The organism is Streptomyces sp. NPDC029216 (genome assembly GCF_040648015.1).
Lineage (GTDB): Bacteria > Actinomycetota > Actinomycetes > Streptomycetales > Streptomycetaceae > Streptomyces.
The window spans coordinates 1-17,021 of record NZ_JBEZWL010000089.1 but is presented as its reverse complement, the minus strand read 5'-3'; the positions used below and the strand labels follow the sequence as shown (position 1 = coordinate 17,021).

Here is a 17,021-nt window from a genome sequence, read left to right as displayed (position 1 = left end):
AACTCCGCTCCCGGCCGAAGCTAGCAGTCGGGGCTGCGGAATTCGGCCCATACGACCTTCCCGGGCGACCGGGGCAGCACTCCCCACAGATCGGAGACCTCCTCCACGATCCGCAGCCCGGTCCCGGGCGGCCGCCCCAGGATCCGCGACCGCCCGGGCCCGCTGTCGTGCACCTCGACGCGCAGGCAGCACCCGAAGTTGAGCAGCCGCACCCGGTACGAGCGGCCGCGCGGCACGCCGTACCGCAGGGCGTTGGTGGCGAGCTCGCTGACGCAGAGCACGACGTCGTCCCGCCGGTCGGGGACGTCCCATGCGGCGAGCGTCTCCCGCGCGAAGTCCCGCGCCGAGGAGACGGTTTGGAAGGCCCGGGGGAACAACCGCTCGCGCATCAGGCCAGGTTGAGTATTTAGGTTCACGGGACGAGCGTCGCGCGGAGTGACTAGCTTGTGACAGTGAGCCCACCCGTACTCTGCAACGAGTACGGGCGGGCAGCGGATATTCCACGTCCGAAGGCGGGGAGTTCATCGCCATGCCACCTAAGAAGCGCCCGCGGCCCAATGCGACGACGATGAAGATGGTCGGCAGGCAGGTAGCCGCCGCGAGGGTCGCCAAGAACCTGACCCAGAAGCAGCTCGCCGACCTGATCAAGGTCGACGAGGAGAGCATCGGTTCGATCGAGCAGGGACGGCGAGCGCTCATGCCGCACGTCGCCGAACTGCTGGACCTCCATCTGGGCTTGCCAGGCACGCTGACCGTCGCGGCCAACGAGATGCCTGCCGTGGATGGGATCCCGCCTTGGGCGGAGGAATACATGGAGCTGGAGAAACGGGCCATCGCGCTGTCCTGGTACGACAACCAGGTCATCCCTGGTCTGCTCCAGCCCGAGTGCTACGCCCGGGCCGTCTTCGCCTGCCGCGTACCGGCCTACCACCAGGAAAAGATCGACGCACTCACGGCCGATCGGTTGGACCGCCAGAAAATACTGCACCGCGCGACGGCCCCGACCCTGAGCTTCGTCATCTGGGAGCCCGTCATCCGCCACCACATCGGCGGCCGCCAGGTGCACGAGGAGCTGCTGCGATACCTGCTCGCGTGCGCTGAACTCCCGGATGTTTCAATCCAGGTGATGCCACTTGACCAACCCGTCCACGCTGGCCTCAACGGCCCGTTCACGCTCCTGGAAACCCCGGATCACCAGCACTTCGGGTACACGGAGAGCCAACGTGGCAGTCACCTCATCACCGACCTGGATGAGGTCAGCATCCTTGCGCGGAAGTATGCGATGCTGCGAACTCAGGCCCTCAACACCGAGCAGACACAGGGCCTGTTGGACCGCTTGCTAGGAGAGCTATGAGCACCACATTGGAGTGGTTCAAGTCCAGCTACAGCGGTGACGAGGGCGGCCAGTGCGTCGAGGTAGCCACCACCCCCGCCACCATCCACGTCCGGGACTCCAAGGTCCCGGACGGCCCCTCCCTCGGCCTCGCCCCCGCGAGCTGGGCGGCGCTGACCGGCTGGGTCAGCCGGTAGCGCCGCCCGGGCCCCGGGTCAGCGAGTGATCGGGTACGAGGTGCGTCCCGACGCGTCGTCGATCTCGTTGTGCGCCTTGCTGAGCAACTGCTCCTTCAGATCGTTGAGTGCGCGGGCTGCCGCGATCTCCTCGCCCACGCGGGGCTGATTACCGTCACTGGGGTGACGGCTCGCGTAGCCGTGCGAGCGGATCTCGCTCCCGTCCGGTAGCCGGACGAGGGCCGCCGCACGCGTACGCTTCGGGTCTTCCTGGAACTCCACGTCGACATGCCATCCGACGGCATCCTTCATGGCGATCACCTCCGTGGCCGCTGATACCAGCGTGCACCCGCGGCCGCGACCCCGCACGGCGGGCCGGGGCCCGGAGGGCCAGGGGGTCAGGCGATCAGGTCCACTGCTTCGACGCCGACGTGCCCGGCAGCGGCTTGCCGACCAGGGCGAGCGGGATGAAGAAGTTGACCTGGCCGATGGCGACGACCAGCGTGGCCAGGGCCTTCTCGTCGAAGTGCTCGGCCACCTCCGCGAAGAGCTCGTCCGACACCCGCTCCGCACCCGCCGGCGGGGCGGTCAGCACGGCCTCGACCAGCGCCAGCGCCGCCCGCTCGGCGGGCGTGAAGCAGAGGGCGTCCTGCCACGAGGAGACGGCGGTGATGCGCTCCTCGGACTCCCCCGCACGGCGCAGGTTCCCGGTGTGCATGATCGTCAGGTACGTGTTGCCGACGATCTGGCCGGCCCGCAGGTGCACCAGGCTCATGGTCGACGCCGGGACCGTGCCGTTGTCGACCACCTTGAACAGGGCCCCCGTCACCGCACCGAGCTCCGGCAGCAGCAGCATCGGGTTGGACATCCGCGAGCGCAGCTCCTGGGCGGCGGGGTTCTGGGTCTCGGTCATGATCGGCCTCTTCTCCATCGGCGTCGGCGTCTTGCTCTCACCGCACTGACCGATCTCGCGGGGCGAATGTGACAGCTCCCGGGGAAAAACTTTGGCGGGATCAGGGGCGGCCGCCCCCGGTCCTCCCGAACCGGCCCCGCAGCCGCGCCAGCGGACCGCGCCGGGCGAGCTTCGCGCGGACCTGCGCGAGGACGTACTCGACCTCCGCCTGCCGCTCGGGGTCGCCTTCCGCGGCCATCCGGGCCACCGCGTCGGCCAGCAGCGGCTCCGCGTCCGCGAAACGGCCCCACATCGCCAGGGTCACGCCGAGGAGGAACACCGCCCGGGTGGCCATGGCCGGGTCGTCGTGCCGGGCCAGCAGCTCCGACGCCCGCGTCAGTGTCTCCACCGCCTCCCGGTACCGGCCGAGGCCGCCTTGGGCGGCGCCCATGTTCAGCAGGGCCAGGCCTTCGCCGTAGGTGTCGCCGAGCTCGATGTAGCGGGCGGCGGCGTCCTGCTGGGCGAGGATCGACTGCGGGACGCTGCCGGCGTCCATGAGGGCGTTGCCCAGCAGGTGGAGGGCGCCGGCCACACCGACCGGGTCACGGGCCTGCAGGTACAGGTTCAGGCCCCGGTCGTGGGCGTCGATCGCCTCCTGGTGGCGGCCGAGCTGGGAGAGGTAGTTGCCCAGGTTGTCCGTCACCCTGGCGACCCCGTGCGCGTCCCCGGCCGCGTCCAGCAGGACGGCGGCCCGTTGCAGCGCGCCGATGGCCTCCTCGGCGCGGCCCGCGCGGAAGAGGGTCCTGGCGGCGGAGCTCAGGGCCTGGCCCTCCATCTGCCCGTCCTCCAGCGCGCGGGCGATCTCAAGGGCCCTTTCGTTGAGCTCCAGGGCCTCGTCGAAACGGTCGGCGGTGCGCAGGGCCGCGGCCAGCAGGTCGCAGCCCAGCGCCAGCAGGCGGGGGTCCTCGCCGCGCTCCGCGTAGGCGGCGACGGCCGGCTCCAGGAGCTCCAGCGCCTCCGCCACGCGCCAGGTCTCCATCAGGGCGGACCCGATGCCGCAGGTGAGCATCATCTCCGCCTCCGGGTTCCCCACCCGCCGGGCCTCGGCCAGCGCCGACCGGTGCAGTTCCAGCGCGTCCGCGAAGCGGTGCCGGCGTTCCAGGTACTCGGTGAGCCCGCGGGCGAAGGCGATGGACTCGCCCGCCCGGCCGGTGGCGGCGGCCAGCCGGGCGGCGGCGATCAGGTGCTCGCATTCCGCGTCGAGCCAGGCCATGGCGGTCGGGACGTCGGGGAAGACCGTGAACCGGTCGGCTTCCGACCGGGCCCGCAGGACCACGTCCGCGTCGGACAGCAGCGTCACCAGCGCGTTCAGCAGCCTGTCCGTGGCCGCCTCCCGGTCGTCCTCGGCCGCGAGGCGCTCGCCCTGCTCCGTGGCGTGGAGCCGGACCAGGTCGTGCACCCGCCAGCGGAGGGCCCCCGGGTGTTCCTCCACCAGCAGGCCCGCCCGGACCAGCCCGGCCAGCAGCCCGCGCGCCGTGTCCAGCAGTTCTTCGTCCACGACCACCGGCGGGCCCCCCGCATGCGCGAGCACGGCCGCGTTGACCAGGGGCCAGTCCACCCCGGGGTCCACGGTCAGCAGCCGCAGCAGCCGGGCCTGGTCCGCCGGGAGCCGGGCGTACGACAGGTCCAGCGCGGCCCGTACGCCCACCGACAGGCCCGCCCCGTCGGAGAAGCTCAGCGCCTCCAGACGGGTCCGGGCATCGGCGAGCCGCCGCGCCAGCTCCGCGACGGCCGTCCCCGGGTCGTCGGCGAGCAGGGCTCCCGCCACGGTCAGGGCCAGCGGCAGCCGGCCGCACCGCTCGGCGACCTCGGCCAGCGCCCCGGGCTCCCGTCCGGGCCGGGGGTCGTCCGGCCGTACGCGCAGCAGCGCGCCCGCGAGGAGTTCACGGGCGGCCTCGACCGCGAGCTCGTCCAGCGGGAGCAGCCGCGCCTCGAACCCGGGGGCGACCAGCCGGTGCCGGGAGGTCACCAGCAGCCGGTGGCCGCCCCCGGCCGGGACGAGGTCGCGCACCTGCCCCACCTCGGCGGCGTCATCGGCGACGACCAGCACCCGCCGCCCGCCCCCGGCCCGCGCCGCCAACTCCGACCGGTACAGGGCCAGCCGCCCCTCCCGGGTGGGCGGGAGGTCCTCCTGCCGGACCCCGAGCTGGACCAGCAGCGCGGCCACCGCCCCGCCCGCGTCGACCGGTCCGGCGGGGTCGTACCCGCGCAGGGTCACGTACAGCACCCCGCCCTCGAACCACCCGGCCTCCAGCGCCCGTTGGGCGACGGTGACGGCCAGGGCGCTCTTCCCGACGCCGGGCATCCCGTGGACCACGGCGACGGCCGGCCCGCCGGGCGCGAGCACCTCCATCAGCCCGGCCGCCGGCTCCCGCCGCCCGACCAGCTCCGCGGGCCCGTCGGGCAGGCCCCGTGGCGCCTGCGGCCCCAGGCCGCCCGCGGGCAGGTGGACGTGCAGGTCCCCGCCCACCTGCGTGATCCGGCTGTTCCCCTCGGCCCGAGCCCACTGCCACCCCATCCCCCCACGATGGCACCGACCCCGGCCCCCCTCAGGCGAACGCGAAAACCGTCCCCCCGGGTCCTCCCCCACGGGACCCGGAGGGGCGCACGGCAAGTGTGGCCCTCCCGACCGCACTAGTGGAAGTTTTTTCTAGAAAGATCTTCTAGAAAGAAGGCGGCAGGGGCCATATCCCGTCAGGGCTGGAGGGACCGCCAGATGGCCTCCGGCAGGTGCTTCACCGCCTGGTCGAGGTCCATTTCGTAGGTACTGGCCAGCCACCGCTTGGCCGTCTCGGCGGTCGGGCCCATCACCATCACCTCGACCACCGCTGCGGGGATCGGCCGGATCTCGCCCTTCGTCATCCGGGCCCCCATCCAGGCCATCAGCGGCCCGAGTTGGGCCTCCTTGGCGGTGCTGATCTCCGTCGCGTGCCCCGCGAGGTAGCCGGAGTAGGCGGAGGCGTGCAGGAAGAGCGCGGCGTCCCGGTGGTCCCGGGTGAACTCCAGGTACGCCTTCACCAGGGCCCGTACCCCGGTCCGCGCGGTCCGGCAGCGCGTCACGGCCTCCGTCATGGCGTCGAAGAGCCCGCCCATGCACCGGATGTACAGGGCGGCGGCGAGGCCGTCGAAGCTGCCGAAGTGGTGGTAGAGGCTGCCGAGGCTGACCCCGCTGGCGGCCGTCACGGCCTGGACGGTGAAACCCTGCTGGCCCGACTCGGCGTACACGCGCAGGGCGGCGGTCAGGAGCTGGTCGACGGTGGCCGCGCCACGCTGTTGCTTCGACATGCGGCCAGCGTAGGACACCCGCCAGAACCGGAACATTCTTCTGGAACGGGGCGAGGGGGCGCCGGCCCGCGCACCGGGCCCGCACCCCCTCGCCCCACAAACGCGCCCGGCTCAGCGCTCGTTGCGCAGCCAGCCCGCGACCTCGGTCGCCCAGTACGTCAGGATCGTGTCCGCGCCCGCCCGCTTGATGCCGAGCAGGGTCTCCAGGATGGCCCGGTCGCGCTCGACCCAGCCCTTCTCCGCGGCCGCCTCGATCATCGCGTACTCGCCGCTGATCTGGTACGCCGCCACCGGCACGTCCACCGCCTCGGCGACCCGGTACAGGATGTCCAGGTACGGGCCCGCCGGCTTGACCATGACCATGTCGGCGCCCTCCTCCAGGTCCAGCGCCAGCTCCCGCAGGGACTCGCGGGCGTTCGCCGGGTCCTGCTGGTAGCTCTTGCGGTCGCCCTGGAGGGAGGAGGCGACGGCCTCGCGGAAGGGGCCGTAGAAGGCGGAGGAGTACTTGGCGGTGTAGGCGAGGATCGACACGTCCTCGTGGCCCGTCTCGTCCAGCGCGTCGCGGATCACCCCGACCTGGCCGTCCATCATGCCGCTCGGGCCCACCACGTGGACGCCCGCGTCGGCCTGGACCTGGGCCATCTCCGCGTACCGCTCCAGCGTGGCGTCGTTGTCCACGCGGCCGTCCGCGTCCAGCACCCCGCAGTGGCCGTGGTCGGTGTACTCGTCCAGGCACAGGTCCGACATGATCACCAGGTCGTCGCCGACCTCGGCCTTCACATCGCGGATCGCCACCTGCAGGATGCCGTCCGGCTCGGTGCCGGCCGTGCCCAGCGCGTCCTTGTTCTCGTCCGCCGGGACCCCGAAGAGCATGATCCCCGAAACGCCCGCCTCGACCGCCTCGACGGCGGCCTTCCGCAGCGTGTCCCGGGTGTGCTGGACCACGCCCGGCATCGCCGAGATCGGCAGCGGCTCGCTGATGCCCTCCCGGACGAACGCCGGCAGGATCAGGTCCGAGGGGTGCAGCCGGTACTCCGCGACCATCCGCCGCATCGCCGGGGTGGTGCGCAGCCGACGGGGCCGCGAGCCGGGGAAGGATCCGTACGCGCTCATCTTCTAGTCGCCTCTTCGAGCATCGACAGCAGTCGCCCCCCAGACTAGGCCGTCCCTCCCCGGCCCCCGCGCCCAGCACTACGGCCAGTCGAGCAGCACCGAGAAGACGGCCGTGTTCAGCACCACCAGCCCCGGCGCGGCGAACGCCAGCCCCACCCGCCGGGCCGCGTTGCGCACCCGCCACGGCAGCGCCCAGCACCACACCAGCAGCACCAGCACACCCACCAGCCCCGCCATGAACACCGGCCACGCGGTCTGGAAACTGGCGTCGAAGGCATGGGCGGCCTGCGTGTCGCAGGAGTCGCAGGCCATCGGCGACATCCCCGCGTAGAACAGCGACAGCAGGGCCATCGGCAGCGTCAGCAGCGTGGAGACCAGCGGCGCCACGAAGGCCCGCCGGGCCGGGGCATCGCCGGCGAGGAGGTTCTCGGTCATGCCCCCACTGAACCGCGCCCCGCGCCCCACCGGAATCCGCGCGGCTACTCAACCCGCTACTCAGCTCGGCCCCGCCCGGGTACCCGCACACGCCGAAGGGGCCCGGGCGCTCTGCGCACCCGGACCCCTCCCGCCACCAACCACCCGGCTGACGCCGCTAAGCCGCTCACGTCGTACGACGGCGCCGCGCGCCCGGACGGCGCTCGCTCGGCCGGGACACGGTCTCGCCGGCCTCCTTGGCCGCCTCCCGGCGGGCCTCCCCGTACGCGGCCAGCGCCTCCGCCAGCTTGCTCACGCTCGGCTCCGGCGACAGCACGTCCACGCGCAGGCCGTGCTCCTCCGCCGTCTTGGCCGTCGCCGGACCGATACAGGCGATGACGGTCACGTTGTGCGGCTTGCCCGCGATACCGACCAGGTTCCGCACGGTCGACGACGACGTGAAGAGAACGGCGTCGAAGCCGCCGCCCTTGATCGCCTCACGCGTGTCCGCCGGCGGCGGCGACGCGCGCACGGTCCGGTAGGCCGTGACGTCGTCCACCTCCCAGCCGAGCTCTATCAGCCCGGCCACCAGCGTCTCGGTCGCGATGTCGGCCCGCGGCAGGAAGACGCGGTCGATCGGGTCGAAGACCGGGTCGTACGGCGGCCAGTCCTCCAGCAGCCCGGCGGCCGACTGCTCACCGCTCGGCACCAGGTCCGGCTTCACGCCGAACTCGACCAGCGCGGCCGCCGTCTGCTCGCCGACCGCGGCGACCTTGATGCCCGCGAAGGCACGCGCGTCGAGCCCGTACTCCTCGAACTTCTCCCGCACCGCCTTGACCGCGTTCACCGAGGTGAAGGCGATCCACTCGTAGCGGCCCGTCACCAGGCCCTTGACCGCCCGCTCCATCTGCTGCGGGGTGCGCGGCGGCTCCACGGCGATGGTCGGCACCTCGTGCGGCACCGCGCCGTACGAACGCAGCTGGTCGGAGAGCGAAGCGGCCTGCTCCTTGGTGCGTGGTACGAGGACCCGCCAGCCGAACAGCGGCTTCGACTCGAACCAGGCCAGCTCCTCGCGGCGCGCGGCCGCACCCTGCTCACCGACCACGGCTATGACCGGCCGCGAGCCCTCGGGCGAGGGGAGCACCTTGCCCTGCTTGAACACCTGCGCGATGGTGCCCAGCGTCGCGGTCCAGGTCCGCTGCCGGGTCGTCGTACCGCCGACGGTCACCGTCAGCGGGGTCTCGGGCTTGCGGCCGGCCGACACCAGCTCGGCGGCCGCGGCGGCGACCGTCTCCAGCGTGGCGGAGACGACCACCACGCTGCCCTCGCTCGCCCCCACCTCGCTCCAGCAGCGCGCCGAGGCGTGCCGGGCGTCCACGAAGCGCACGTCCGCGCCCTTGTCACCGCGCAGCGGCACACCCGCGTACGCGGGCACGCCGACGGCGGTCGCGACACCGGGCACGACCTCGAAGGGGATCCCCTCGTTCGCGCAGGCCAGCATCTCGGCGGCCGCGTTCCCGTCGAGCCCCGGGTCGCCGGTGACGGCACGGACGACCCGCCTGCCGGAGCGCGCGGCCTCCATGACAAGATTGGCGGCGTCGCGGATCACCGGGACCCCGGCGGCGGCTGACTTCTCGTCAGCGACCGTCAGCTGCGGCGCGTCGACACCCGCGCGCGCGTGGGTCCGTACGACGTCGAGCACCTCGGGCTCGGCGATCAGTACGTCCGCGGCGGCGAGCGCCTCGACGGCGCGCAGCGTCAGCAGACCCGGGTCGCCGGGACCGGCACCCAGGAAGGTGACCAGTCCTCGGACCGCGACGGCCGGGAACGCGGAGGTGGTGGGGCTTGAGGGGTTCAAAGGGATCGCTCCCCCATCAGACCGGCCGCGCCCTTGGCCAGCATCTCGTCCGCGAGTTCACGGCCGAGCGCCATGGCCTCGTCGTACGACTGGGGCACGGGACCGGTGGTGGACAGCTGCACCAGCGTGGAACCGTCAACGGTTCCGACGACACCACGCAGGCGCATTTCATTGACAATCTGACCGTCGGCCAGCAGATCGGCGAGCGCGCCCACGGGCGCACTGCAGCCGGCCTCCAGGGCGGCGAGCAGGGCGCGCTCCGCGGTCACGGCGGCGCGGGTGTGCGGGTCGTCGAGCCGGCCGAGCGCGGCGACGAGCTCCTCGTCGGAGGCCAGGCACTCCACGGCCAGGGCCCCCTGACCGGGCGCGGGCAGCACGTTGTCGACCGACAGCAGGTCGGTCGCCTCGTCACCCCGGCCGATCCGGTTCAGCCCGGCGGCGGCGAGCACGACCGCGTCGAGCTCCCCGTCCCGCACGAACCCGATCCGGGTGTCGACGTTGCCGCGGATGGCGACGCACTCGATCGACTTCCCCAGCCCCTTGGCGTACGCGTACAGCTGCGCCATCCGCCGCGGCGACCCGGTACCGATCCGGGCCCCGTCAGGGAGCTGCTCGAAGGTCAGCCCGTCACGCGCCACGAGGGCGTCGCGCGGGTCCTCCCGCTTCGGCATGGCCGCGATGACCAGCTCGTCGGGCTGCGCGGTCGGCAGGTCCTTCAGCGAGTGCACGGCGAAGTCGACCTCGCCGCGCAGCAGCGCGTCGCGCAGCGCGGTGACGAACACGCCGGTGCCGCCGATCTGCGCGAGGTTCTCACGGGACACGTCGCCGTACGTCGTGATCTCCACGAGCTCCACGGGCCGGCCGGTGACCGCCCGGACCGCCTCGGCGACGTGCCCGGACTGGGACATGGCCAGCTTGCTGCGCCGCGTGCCAAGCCGGAGGGGCTGGTCGGGACGTGAGTTCATGATGCCCGTCCTGGGTCGTCGTTCTTCGGATCGGCCGCGTCCGCCCGGCTGACGGATGCCACCGTCTGAGGGTCGAGGTCGAAGAGTTCACGCAGCGCCTCGGCGTACCCGGCGCCGCCGGGCTCGCTCGCGAGCTGCTTCACGCGCACGGTCGGCGCGTGCAGGAGCTTGTCGACGACGCGGCGCACGGTCTGGGTGACCTCCGCGCGCTGCCGTTCGTCGAGGTCGGGTACCCGCCCGTCGAGCCGCGCCACCTCCATGGCGACGACCTCGGCGGCCATCGCCCGCAGGGCGACGACGGTCGGGGTGATGTGCGCGGCCCGCTGCGCGGCGCCGAACGCGGCCACCTCCTCGGCCACGATCGCGCGCACGGCGTCGACGTCGGCCGCCATCGGCGCGTCGGCAGACGCTTCGGCGAGGCTCTCGATGTCGACGAGCCGCACGCCCGGGATCCGGTGCACGGCGGCATCGATATCCCGCGGCATGGCCAGGTCGAGCAGCGCGAGCCGCACGGGAGCCCCGTCGACCTGACTCCGGCTCCCCCGCCGCGGCTGCCGCTGCGCGGCGGCCTCCCCCTGATCGGCCCAGGCCCCGTGCAGCTCCAGCGAGCTCGCATCGACCCCGGCGAGCGCGGACCGCCCGTCCCCGGCCGGCACGTCCACGGGACACACCTCAACAGCCTGCCCGGAGGGAGCAATGGTCCGAGCGGCCCCGGCATCAGCCAACCGCCGCCCACCCTCGGCAGCGGCAACGAGCCGAGCCAGAACGCCGGCGTCGATCCCGGCTGCCAAGCCCGACGCAACGGGCGCGGACGCTCCAGCATCAGCCAATTCCAGCCCCGCCGACGTTTGAGGCGCTGGGGTCTGGGGGCGGAGCCCCCAGGGGGTCCGGGGCGCAGCCCCGGTTTCGGGAAGGGGCGGGGTGGGGGAAAGCCCCGCAGGGCCCGCCACCGCAGCGGCAACGTCGTCCCCGGTCAGCACCAACCCGGTGGCCCCCGTACAGGACACCACTACATCGGCCCGCCCGAGCTCCGCCGCGACGGCGGACATCGGAACCGCCCGCGCGGCCACACCGGTGCCCGAGGCAACCAGAATCTCCGCAAGACGCTCCGCCCGCTCCGCGGTCCGGTTCGCCACGGCGATCTCCGCGACCCCCACCCGCGCCAGCGTGGCGGCGGCCAGCGAGGACATCGACCCGGCGCCGATCACCAGCGCCCGCTTCCCGGCGGCCCACTCCTCGACCGGCTCGCGCACGGCCAGCTGCTCCAGACCGAAGGTCACCAGCGACTGCCCGGCCCGGTCGATCCCGGTCTCCGAGTGCGCCCGCTTGCCGACCCGCAGCGCCTGCTGGAAGAGGTCGTTGATCAGCCGCCCGGCGGTGTGGAGCTCCTGCCCCAGCGCCAGCGCGTCCTTGATCTGCCCGAGGATCTGCCCCTCGCCCACGACCATCGAGTCCAGCCCGCACGCCACCGAGAACAGGTGGTGCACCGCCCGGTCCTCGTAGTGGACGTACAGGTACGGGGTGAGCTCCTCCAGCGCGACCCCGCTGTGCTGGGCCAGCAGCGTGGACAGCTCGGCGACACCGGCGTGGAACTTGTCCACGTCGGCGTACAGCTCGATCCGGTTGCAGGTGGCCAGCACGGTCGCCTCGGCCGCCGGCTCGGCGGCGAGGGTGTCGTGCAGCAGCTTGACCTTGGCGTCGGCGGACAGCGAGGCCCGCTCCAGCACGCTCACGGGCGCGCTGCGGTGGCTCAGGCCAACGACGAGCAGACTCATGCCGGCATCACCGCCGGGACGTCGCCCTCGGGCCCGCCCTTGCGCGAGGCGGCGGCGCCCCGCCCGGCCGGCGGCTCGACGGCGGCCGCAGGCGCGGCCCCGGTCCCACCGGCACCCGCACCCGCACCCGGGGCGGCCTCGGAGGCCTCCGCGGCACCCGCGGTCTCCTCACCGGCCTTGCGCTGCTCGTGGAAGGCCAGGATCTGGAGCTCGATCGACAGGTCGACCTTCCGCACGTCGACGCCCTCCGGCACCGACAGCACGGTGGGCGCGAAGTTCAGGATGGACGTGACACCGGCTGCGATCAGCCGCTCGCTCACCTGCTGCGCGGCGCCCGCCGGAGTCGCGATGACCCCGATCGACACACCGTTCTCCTCGATGATCTTCTCCAGGTCATCGGTGTGCTGCACCGGCATCCCCGCCACCGGCTTCCCGGCCATCGCCGGGTCGGCGTCGATCAGCGCGGCCACGCGGAAGCCGCGGGAGGCGAAACCGCCGTAGTTGGCCAGGGCGGCGCCGAGGTTGCCGATGCCGACGATGACGACGGGCCAGTCCTGGGTCAGGCCCAGCTCGCGGGAGATCTGGTAGACGAGGTACTCGACGTCGTAGCCCACGCCCCGCGTGCCGTAGGAACCGAGGTACGAGAAGTCCTTGCGCAGCTTCGCGGAGTTGACTCCGGCGGCGGCCGCGAGCTCCTCGGAGGACACCGTGGGCACCGAGCGCTCGGAGAGCGCGGTCAGCGCGCGCAGGTACAGCGGAAGCCGGGCGACAGTGGCCTCGGGAATACCTCGGCTGCGGGTCGCCGGTCGGTGAGTTCGGCCAGTTGCCACGATGCTCCTGCGGGATGAGCGGGGCTGTAGGCGGCCTCGTGTCCCAGGACCGCCCCGTCGAAAGCAGGCTATGTCTTTGTGAACGCGTGCACAAAGATTGTGTCCGCTTTGTCCGAGCAAAGTGACCGGGGTCACGCGGCCTGGGCGCGCGGGGCCTGACCCGGGAACGGGCCGAACCCGTTCAAATCCCGAGGGGGGCAAAGCGGTACACACTCCTCATCGATACGCCCCCGAGTCCCCATAAATCGCCCATGATGGTAACGGCCCGGAGGGTCAGGCTCCCAATGCGCGTCGGAGCCGGTCGGGGTTCACCCTCCAGAAGGTGTGTTGTTCGCCGTCCACCAGCACGACCGGAATCTGTTCCCAGTGCCGGCGGTAGAGCTCTTCGTCCTGCGAGATGTCCTTCTTCTCCCACTGCGCACCGGTCTCGGCGCACACCTTCTCGATCACTTCCTGGGCGTCGTCGCACAGATGGCACCCCGGCTTCCCGATGAGCGTGACCATCCGCTCGTCGGGACGCTTCTTTTCCTTACGGCGCAGCAAAGGGCTCATGCCGCCATTGTCCCGCCCCGGGGCGCCGTGCCCGAAGAGTTAACCGCCCTGTTTCCCGGCGGTTCGGGAACTCCCGAACACAGTGGCTATGCTCGCGTCATGGCCGCTCTGGGATGGCTCACCCCCCGTAGACGCTCCGCGACAGCGCGGAGCGTGCTGGCAGGCGAGGCCTCGGCCGAGGCCGCACGCAAGACCGCGCGGCCCGACGCCCCACCGCACGCCGCCCCGACGGCGCCGGAGGCCCCCGAGACCGCAAGCGGAACCGGAACCGACACCGCCGAGACCGCGGCGGAGCCCGCGTTCCCGGTCCCCGGCGACGACCTCGCCGCCGCCTTCTTCGACCTCGACAACACCGTCATGCAGGGCGCCGCGATCTTCCACTTCGGCCGCGGCCTCTACAAGCGCGAGTTCTTCCGCCGCCGCGAACTGGCCCGCTTCGCCTGGCAGCAGGCCTGGTTCCGGCTCGCCGGGGTCGAGGACCCCGACCACATGCAGGACGCCCGCGACAGCGCCCTGTCCATCGTCAAGGGCCACAAGGTCTCCGAACTCATGGCGATCGGCGAGGAGATCTACGACGAGTACATGGCGGAGCGGATCTGGCCGGGCACCCGCGCCCTGGCCCAGGCCCACCTCGACGCCGGCCAGAAGGTCTGGCTCGTCACCGCCGCCCCCGTCGAGACGGCCACGATCATCGCCCGCCGCCTCGGCCTGACCGGCGCACTGGGCACCGTCGCCGAGTCCGTCGACGGCATCTACACCGGCCGCCTCGTCGGCGAGCCCCTGCACGGCCCCGCCAAGGCCGAGGCGGTGCGCGCGCTGGCCGCCGCCGAGGACCTGGACCTCGCGCGCTGCGCGGCGTACAGCGATTCGCACAACGACATCCCGATGCTGTCGCTGGTCGGGCATCCGTACGCGATCAATCCCGATACAAAACTGCGCAAGCATGCCCGTGCACACGACTGGCGGCTGCGCGACTATCGGACCGGACGCAAGGCCGTGAAGGTCGGCGTCCCGGCCGCCGCCGGGGTCGGCGCGATCGCGGGCGGCGCGGCCGCCGCCATCGCCCTGCACCGCCGCCGCAAGTAGCAACGCCGGGCCCCGCCCCCTTCCAGGGGCGGGGCGGCGCACATTCGCACCCCTCTACCCGCGCCGTCGGCGCGGCACTCCGGCATGCCCGACTCGGTCGTGAGACGCCCCGGAAGCTTCCAATCCGCGCACCCAAGTGATCAGTAAGTGATCGCCAACCAGGACTGAATATGCCCTCGACACGCAACAGAAGTGTCGGAACCGGTGATTTCAGCAACTGGGTGTAGCACTGCCTGTACGAAGCGTTATTCTCCTCAAACGCATGCCGCCGCCCGCCTGTCGCCACGACGGGTGAACGGTCCCGCACTGCACGTGATGGAAGCTCTGCCTCTGGGAGTCCCGTGTACCCACCTGTCGGGGTTGACGCCTCGGGCCTGGCTACGCTGCGCGCAACGGTCCTCGACCACCTGCGCGGCTTCGTCCCCACCGCGTACGCCGTCCCCGCCCTCGCCGCCGCGGTCCCTGCCGGCCTCGGCCCGGCCGGTCCCTGCTACGCCCTGACCGACGGCGGAGCGACGGTGGGCAGACGCGGTCGCGCCAGCGCGGGGTCCGCCGCCGGCGGCGGCACGAGCGCGCCCACCGCCCGCCGCCCCACGGCGGACAGCGACCAGGCCCGCATGATGGACCTGGTCGAACGCGCCCAGGCGGGCGAGGCCGAGGCCTTCGGCCGCCTCTACGACCAGTACAGCGACACGGTGTACCGCTACATCTACTACCGCGTCGGCGGCAAGGCGACCGCGGAGGATCTCACCAGCGAGACCTTCCTGCGCGCGCTGCGCCGCATCTCCACCTTCACCTGGCAGGGCCGCGACTTCGGCGCCTGGCTGGTGACCATCGCGCGGAACCTGGTGGCGGACCACTTCAAGTCCAGCCGCTTCCGCCTGGAGGTCACCACCGGCGAGATGCTCGACGCCAACGAGGTGGAGCGCAGCCCCGAGGACTCCGTCCTGGAGTCCCTGTCCAACGCGGCCCTGCTCGAAGCCGTCCGCAAGCTCAACCCGCAGCAGCAGGAGTGCGTGACCCTGCGCTTCCTCCAGGGCCTCTCGGTCGCCGAGACCGCCCGGGTCATGGGGAAGAACGAGGGCGCGATCAAAACGCTCCAGTACCGCGCGGTCCGCACCCTGGCCCGCCTGCTGCCGGACGACGCCCGCTGACCCGGCGAACACGCCGCCCCACGACACGACAACCTCACACCCGGTGACCCCTCGATGACGCTGTGGTCCGATCATCCTTCGTCCGTAACCCAAGTGCCGCGCCGCTCGTTGTGCGGAATGCAGGCTCCCTGTGGACACGCCTTGCCCGAAGCCGCTCACACGAAAGTGTGGATGTGCTCAAGGAAGGCAACCTTCCGGACACCTTGGGGAGTCGATCGTCATGACGAGAGGAGGTGCCGCCAGTGATCGCGAACGTGACTCCGCACCGGCGGGCGAACGCCTTCGCCCAGGCCCTGGAGGATCGGACACCGTCCGACCTTTCGGAACCGGAACCGGCGGCCGAGCAGTCCGAGGCACCTGCCGAATCTGCCGACCACGACCGGCTGTTGGCCCTGGCGAGCGTGCTCGGCGAAAGAATGCCGCGCCCGGTGCTGGACCCCGAGGTCAAAGTGGTGCAACGAGCACAGCTCGTCGCCGCCATGGAGGCCATGGTGATGGAGGAGAGGGCCGGGGGCGGTGCCGCCGCGGACCCTCAGGTGCCCGAGCAGCGGACCGGCCGCGGCGCCCACCGGGCGACCTCGCTCCGGAAATTGCGGCCCCGCTCCCGCTGGTCCAAGGGCATCGCAGCGGGCGGCCTCACCGTGGGTGTGGCCGCAGGGGCCTTCAGCGGAGTGGCCGCTGCCAGCACCGACGCCCTGCCCGGTGACTCCCTCTACCCGGTCAAACTGGGCATGGAGGACCTCAAGCTGGGCATGGCCGACGAGGACGCGGACCGGGGCGAGCTCTACCTCGACCGCGCCTCGAACCGCCTGTCGGAGGCGCGCAGGCTGATGGAGCGCGGCCGATCGGGCCCCCTGGACCACGAGGTCCTGGGCCAGATCCGGCTCGCCCTGGCGGGCATGAAACACGACGCGGCGGAGGGCCACCGGCTCCTCCAGGCGGCCTACGAACGGGACGGCTCGCTCGGCCCGATCCAGGCCCTGTCCTCGTTCTCCCGCTCGCACCGCGACGCCTGGGGCCGGCTCCGCTCCAACCTCCCGCCCCAGCTCCACGACGTCGGCGACCAGGTGACCTCGGTCTTCCAGGCCATAGACGATGACGTGGAGCCGCTCCGGGGCCTCCTGCCGAAGGCCCCGGAGCAGAACCGCGGCGGACAGGGCTCCGGCCCCACCGGCGCGGACACCCCGGCACCGGGCAAGCACCAGCAGTCCGCCCCCGCGTCCGGAGCTCCCTCGCAGCCGGCGGCCCCCGCCGCGCCCAGCAGCCAGGCCCCGGCCCCCGGAACGGGCCTCCTGGGCGGCACGGGCGACCTGCTGCACCCCCCGGCACCGGGCCAGTCCACCCCGGCCACTCCGGTGGCCCCGGGCCTCCCCCAGCCGGACATCACCATCCCGCCCCTCCTCCCGAACCTGCTCCCGGGCCTGGGCATCCAGGCGGAGGACGCCGATCGTGCCGTGTTCGATCGTGGGGGCGGAGGAGATCTACCCCATGGTCGCCAACGCGAAGACGCTGGCGCGGCTGCTGGGGC

The 17,021-nt window shown here is 72.5% G+C and carries 17 protein-coding genes; 5 read left to right on the top strand and 12 right to left on the bottom strand.

What is annotated here, in order from left to right; all coding sequences use genetic code 11:
* Positions 1 to 20: 20 nt before the first annotated feature.
* On the bottom strand, positions 21 to 389 hold the full coding sequence (locus AB0F18_RS26785) for an ATP-binding protein (RefSeq protein WP_362064937.1): 369 nt from the start codon (positions 387 to 389) through the stop codon (positions 21 to 23).
* Between the two features lie 140 nt (positions 390 to 529).
* Between AB0F18_RS26785 and AB0F18_RS26780 the strand changes: the two genes are divergently transcribed.
* Positions 530 to 1,354 carry a helix-turn-helix transcriptional regulator gene (locus tag AB0F18_RS26780; RefSeq protein ID WP_362064935.1) on the top strand — a complete coding sequence of 275 codons (825 nt, stop codon included), beginning with the start codon at positions 530 to 532 and terminating at the stop codon, positions 1,352 to 1,354.
* The gene (locus AB0F18_RS26775) at positions 1,351 to 1,530 is read left to right on the top strand and encodes a DUF397 domain-containing protein (protein ID WP_362064933.1); all 180 of its coding nucleotides are present in this window, start codon (positions 1,351 to 1,353) and stop codon (positions 1,528 to 1,530) included. The genes AB0F18_RS26780 and AB0F18_RS26775 overlap by 4 nt, the downstream gene beginning before the upstream one ends.
* A gap of 18 nt (positions 1,531 to 1,548) precedes the next feature.
* Here the strand turns inward: AB0F18_RS26775 and AB0F18_RS26770 are convergent, their stop codons facing one another.
* The 11 genes from AB0F18_RS26770 to AB0F18_RS26720 all read right to left on the bottom strand — a co-directional run bounded on the left by AB0F18_RS26770 (position 1,549) and on the right by AB0F18_RS26720 (position 13,253).
* Positions 1,549 to 1,821: a DUF1876 domain-containing protein gene (locus AB0F18_RS26770; RefSeq protein ID WP_362064931.1), complete on the bottom strand. Its 273-nt coding sequence runs from the start codon at positions 1,819 to 1,821 to the stop codon at positions 1,549 to 1,551.
* A 94-nt stretch (positions 1,822 to 1,915) separates the two neighbouring features.
* Complete coding sequence (locus tag AB0F18_RS26765) at positions 1,916 to 2,422, bottom strand: carboxymuconolactone decarboxylase family protein (protein ID WP_362064929.1); 507 nt, start codon at positions 2,420 to 2,422, stop codon at positions 1,916 to 1,918.
* Positions 2,423 to 2,522: 100 nt separating this feature from the next.
* Positions 2,523 to 4,979 carry a tetratricopeptide repeat protein gene (locus tag AB0F18_RS26760; protein WP_362064927.1) on the bottom strand — a complete coding sequence of 819 codons (2,457 nt, stop codon included), beginning with the start codon at positions 4,977 to 4,979 and terminating at the stop codon, positions 2,523 to 2,525.
* Positions 4,980 to 5,155: 176 nt separating this feature from the next.
* The gene (locus tag AB0F18_RS26755; RefSeq protein ID WP_362064925.1) at positions 5,156 to 5,746 is read right to left on the bottom strand and encodes a TetR/AcrR family transcriptional regulator; all 591 of its coding nucleotides are present in this window, start codon (positions 5,744 to 5,746) and stop codon (positions 5,156 to 5,158) included.
* Positions 5,747 to 5,857: 111 nt separating this feature from the next.
* Positions 5,858 to 6,859: a porphobilinogen synthase gene (gene hemB / locus AB0F18_RS26750; RefSeq protein ID WP_362064923.1), complete on the bottom strand. Its 1,002-nt coding sequence runs from the start codon at positions 6,857 to 6,859 to the stop codon at positions 5,858 to 5,860.
* A 78-nt stretch (positions 6,860 to 6,937) separates the two neighbouring features.
* A complete protein-coding gene (locus AB0F18_RS26745) occupies positions 6,938 to 7,294 on the bottom strand; it encodes a hypothetical protein (RefSeq protein WP_362064921.1) in 357 nt (118 codons plus the stop codon).
* A 166-nt stretch (positions 7,295 to 7,460) separates the two neighbouring features.
* A complete protein-coding gene (locus tag AB0F18_RS26740) occupies positions 7,461 to 9,131 on the bottom strand; it encodes a uroporphyrinogen-III synthase (RefSeq protein ID WP_362064919.1) in 1,671 nt (556 codons plus the stop codon).
* The gene (gene hemC / locus AB0F18_RS26735; protein ID WP_362064917.1) at positions 9,128 to 10,096 is read right to left on the bottom strand and encodes a hydroxymethylbilane synthase; all 969 of its coding nucleotides are present in this window, start codon (positions 10,094 to 10,096) and stop codon (positions 9,128 to 9,130) included. Before hemC ends, AB0F18_RS26740 begins: the two co-directional genes overlap by 4 nt.
* Positions 10,093 to 11,871 carry a glutamyl-tRNA reductase gene (locus tag AB0F18_RS26730; protein ID WP_362064915.1) on the bottom strand — a complete coding sequence of 593 codons (1,779 nt, stop codon included), beginning with the start codon at positions 11,869 to 11,871 and terminating at the stop codon, positions 10,093 to 10,095. The genes hemC and AB0F18_RS26730 overlap by 4 nt, the downstream gene beginning before the upstream one ends.
* Positions 11,868 to 12,701: a redox-sensing transcriptional repressor Rex gene (locus AB0F18_RS26725; protein ID WP_362064913.1), complete on the bottom strand. Its 834-nt coding sequence runs from the start codon at positions 12,699 to 12,701 to the stop codon at positions 11,868 to 11,870. Before AB0F18_RS26725 ends, AB0F18_RS26730 begins: the two co-directional genes overlap by 4 nt.
* A gap of 273 nt (positions 12,702 to 12,974) precedes the next feature.
* Positions 12,975 to 13,253: a glutaredoxin family protein gene (locus AB0F18_RS26720; protein WP_042815778.1), complete on the bottom strand. Its 279-nt coding sequence runs from the start codon at positions 13,251 to 13,253 to the stop codon at positions 12,975 to 12,977.
* Between the two features lie 99 nt (positions 13,254 to 13,352).
* On the opposite strand from AB0F18_RS26720, the gene AB0F18_RS26715 reads away from it, so the two are divergent.
* The 3 genes from AB0F18_RS26715 to AB0F18_RS26705 form a co-directional block, all read left to right on the top strand.
* On the top strand, positions 13,353 to 14,339 hold the full coding sequence (locus AB0F18_RS26715) for an HAD-IB family hydrolase (protein WP_362064911.1): 987 nt from the start codon (positions 13,353 to 13,355) through the stop codon (positions 14,337 to 14,339).
* A gap of 341 nt (positions 14,340 to 14,680) precedes the next feature.
* Positions 14,681 to 15,493, top strand: coding sequence for an ECF subfamily RNA polymerase sigma factor, BldN family (locus AB0F18_RS26710; RefSeq protein ID WP_362064909.1), 813 nt, complete (start codon positions 14,681 to 14,683; stop codon positions 15,491 to 15,493).
* Positions 15,494 to 15,735: 242 nt separating this feature from the next.
* On the top strand, positions 15,736 to 17,021 hold a 1,286-nt coding region (locus AB0F18_RS26705; protein ID WP_362064907.1), incomplete at its 3' end, for a DUF5667 domain-containing protein.

Bases quoted from the DNA above. Each gene is read 5' to 3' on its own strand.
- AB0F18_RS26785 (WP_362064937.1), bottom strand. From the start codon at position 389: ATGCGCGAGCGGTTGTTCCCCCGGGCCTTCCAAACCGTCTCCTCGGCG.
- AB0F18_RS26780 (WP_362064935.1), top strand. From the start codon at position 530: ATGCCACCTAAGAAGCGCCCGCGGCCCAATGCGACGACGATGAAGATG.
- AB0F18_RS26775 (WP_362064933.1), top strand. From the start codon at position 1,351: ATGAGCACCACATTGGAGTGGTTCAAGTCCAGCTACAGCGGTGACGAG.
- AB0F18_RS26770 (WP_362064931.1), bottom strand. From the start codon at position 1,821: ATGAAGGATGCCGTCGGATGGCATGTCGACGTGGAGTTCCAGGAAGAC.
- AB0F18_RS26765 (WP_362064929.1), bottom strand. From the start codon at position 2,422: ATGACCGAGACCCAGAACCCCGCCGCCCAGGAGCTGCGCTCGCGGATG.
- AB0F18_RS26760 (WP_362064927.1), bottom strand. From the start codon at position 4,979: ATGGGGTGGCAGTGGGCTCGGGCCGAGGGGAACAGCCGGATCACGCAG.
- AB0F18_RS26755 (WP_362064925.1), bottom strand. From the start codon at position 5,746: ATGTCGAAGCAACAGCGTGGCGCGGCCACCGTCGACCAGCTCCTGACC.
- hemB (WP_362064923.1), bottom strand. From the start codon at position 6,859: ATGAGCGCGTACGGATCCTTCCCCGGCTCGCGGCCCCGTCGGCTGCGC.
- AB0F18_RS26745 (WP_362064921.1), bottom strand. From the start codon at position 7,294: ATGACCGAGAACCTCCTCGCCGGCGATGCCCCGGCCCGGCGGGCCTTC.
- hemC (WP_362064917.1), bottom strand. From the start codon at position 10,096: ATGAACTCACGTCCCGACCAGCCCCTCCGGCTTGGCACGCGGCGCAGC.
- AB0F18_RS26730 (WP_362064915.1), bottom strand. From the start codon at position 11,871: ATGAGTCTGCTCGTCGTTGGCCTGAGCCACCGCAGCGCGCCCGTGAGC.
- AB0F18_RS26720 (WP_042815778.1), bottom strand. From the start codon at position 13,253: ATGAGCCCTTTGCTGCGCCGTAAGGAAAAGAAGCGTCCCGACGAGCGG.
- AB0F18_RS26715 (WP_362064911.1), top strand. From the start codon at position 13,353: ATGGCCGCTCTGGGATGGCTCACCCCCCGTAGACGCTCCGCGACAGCG.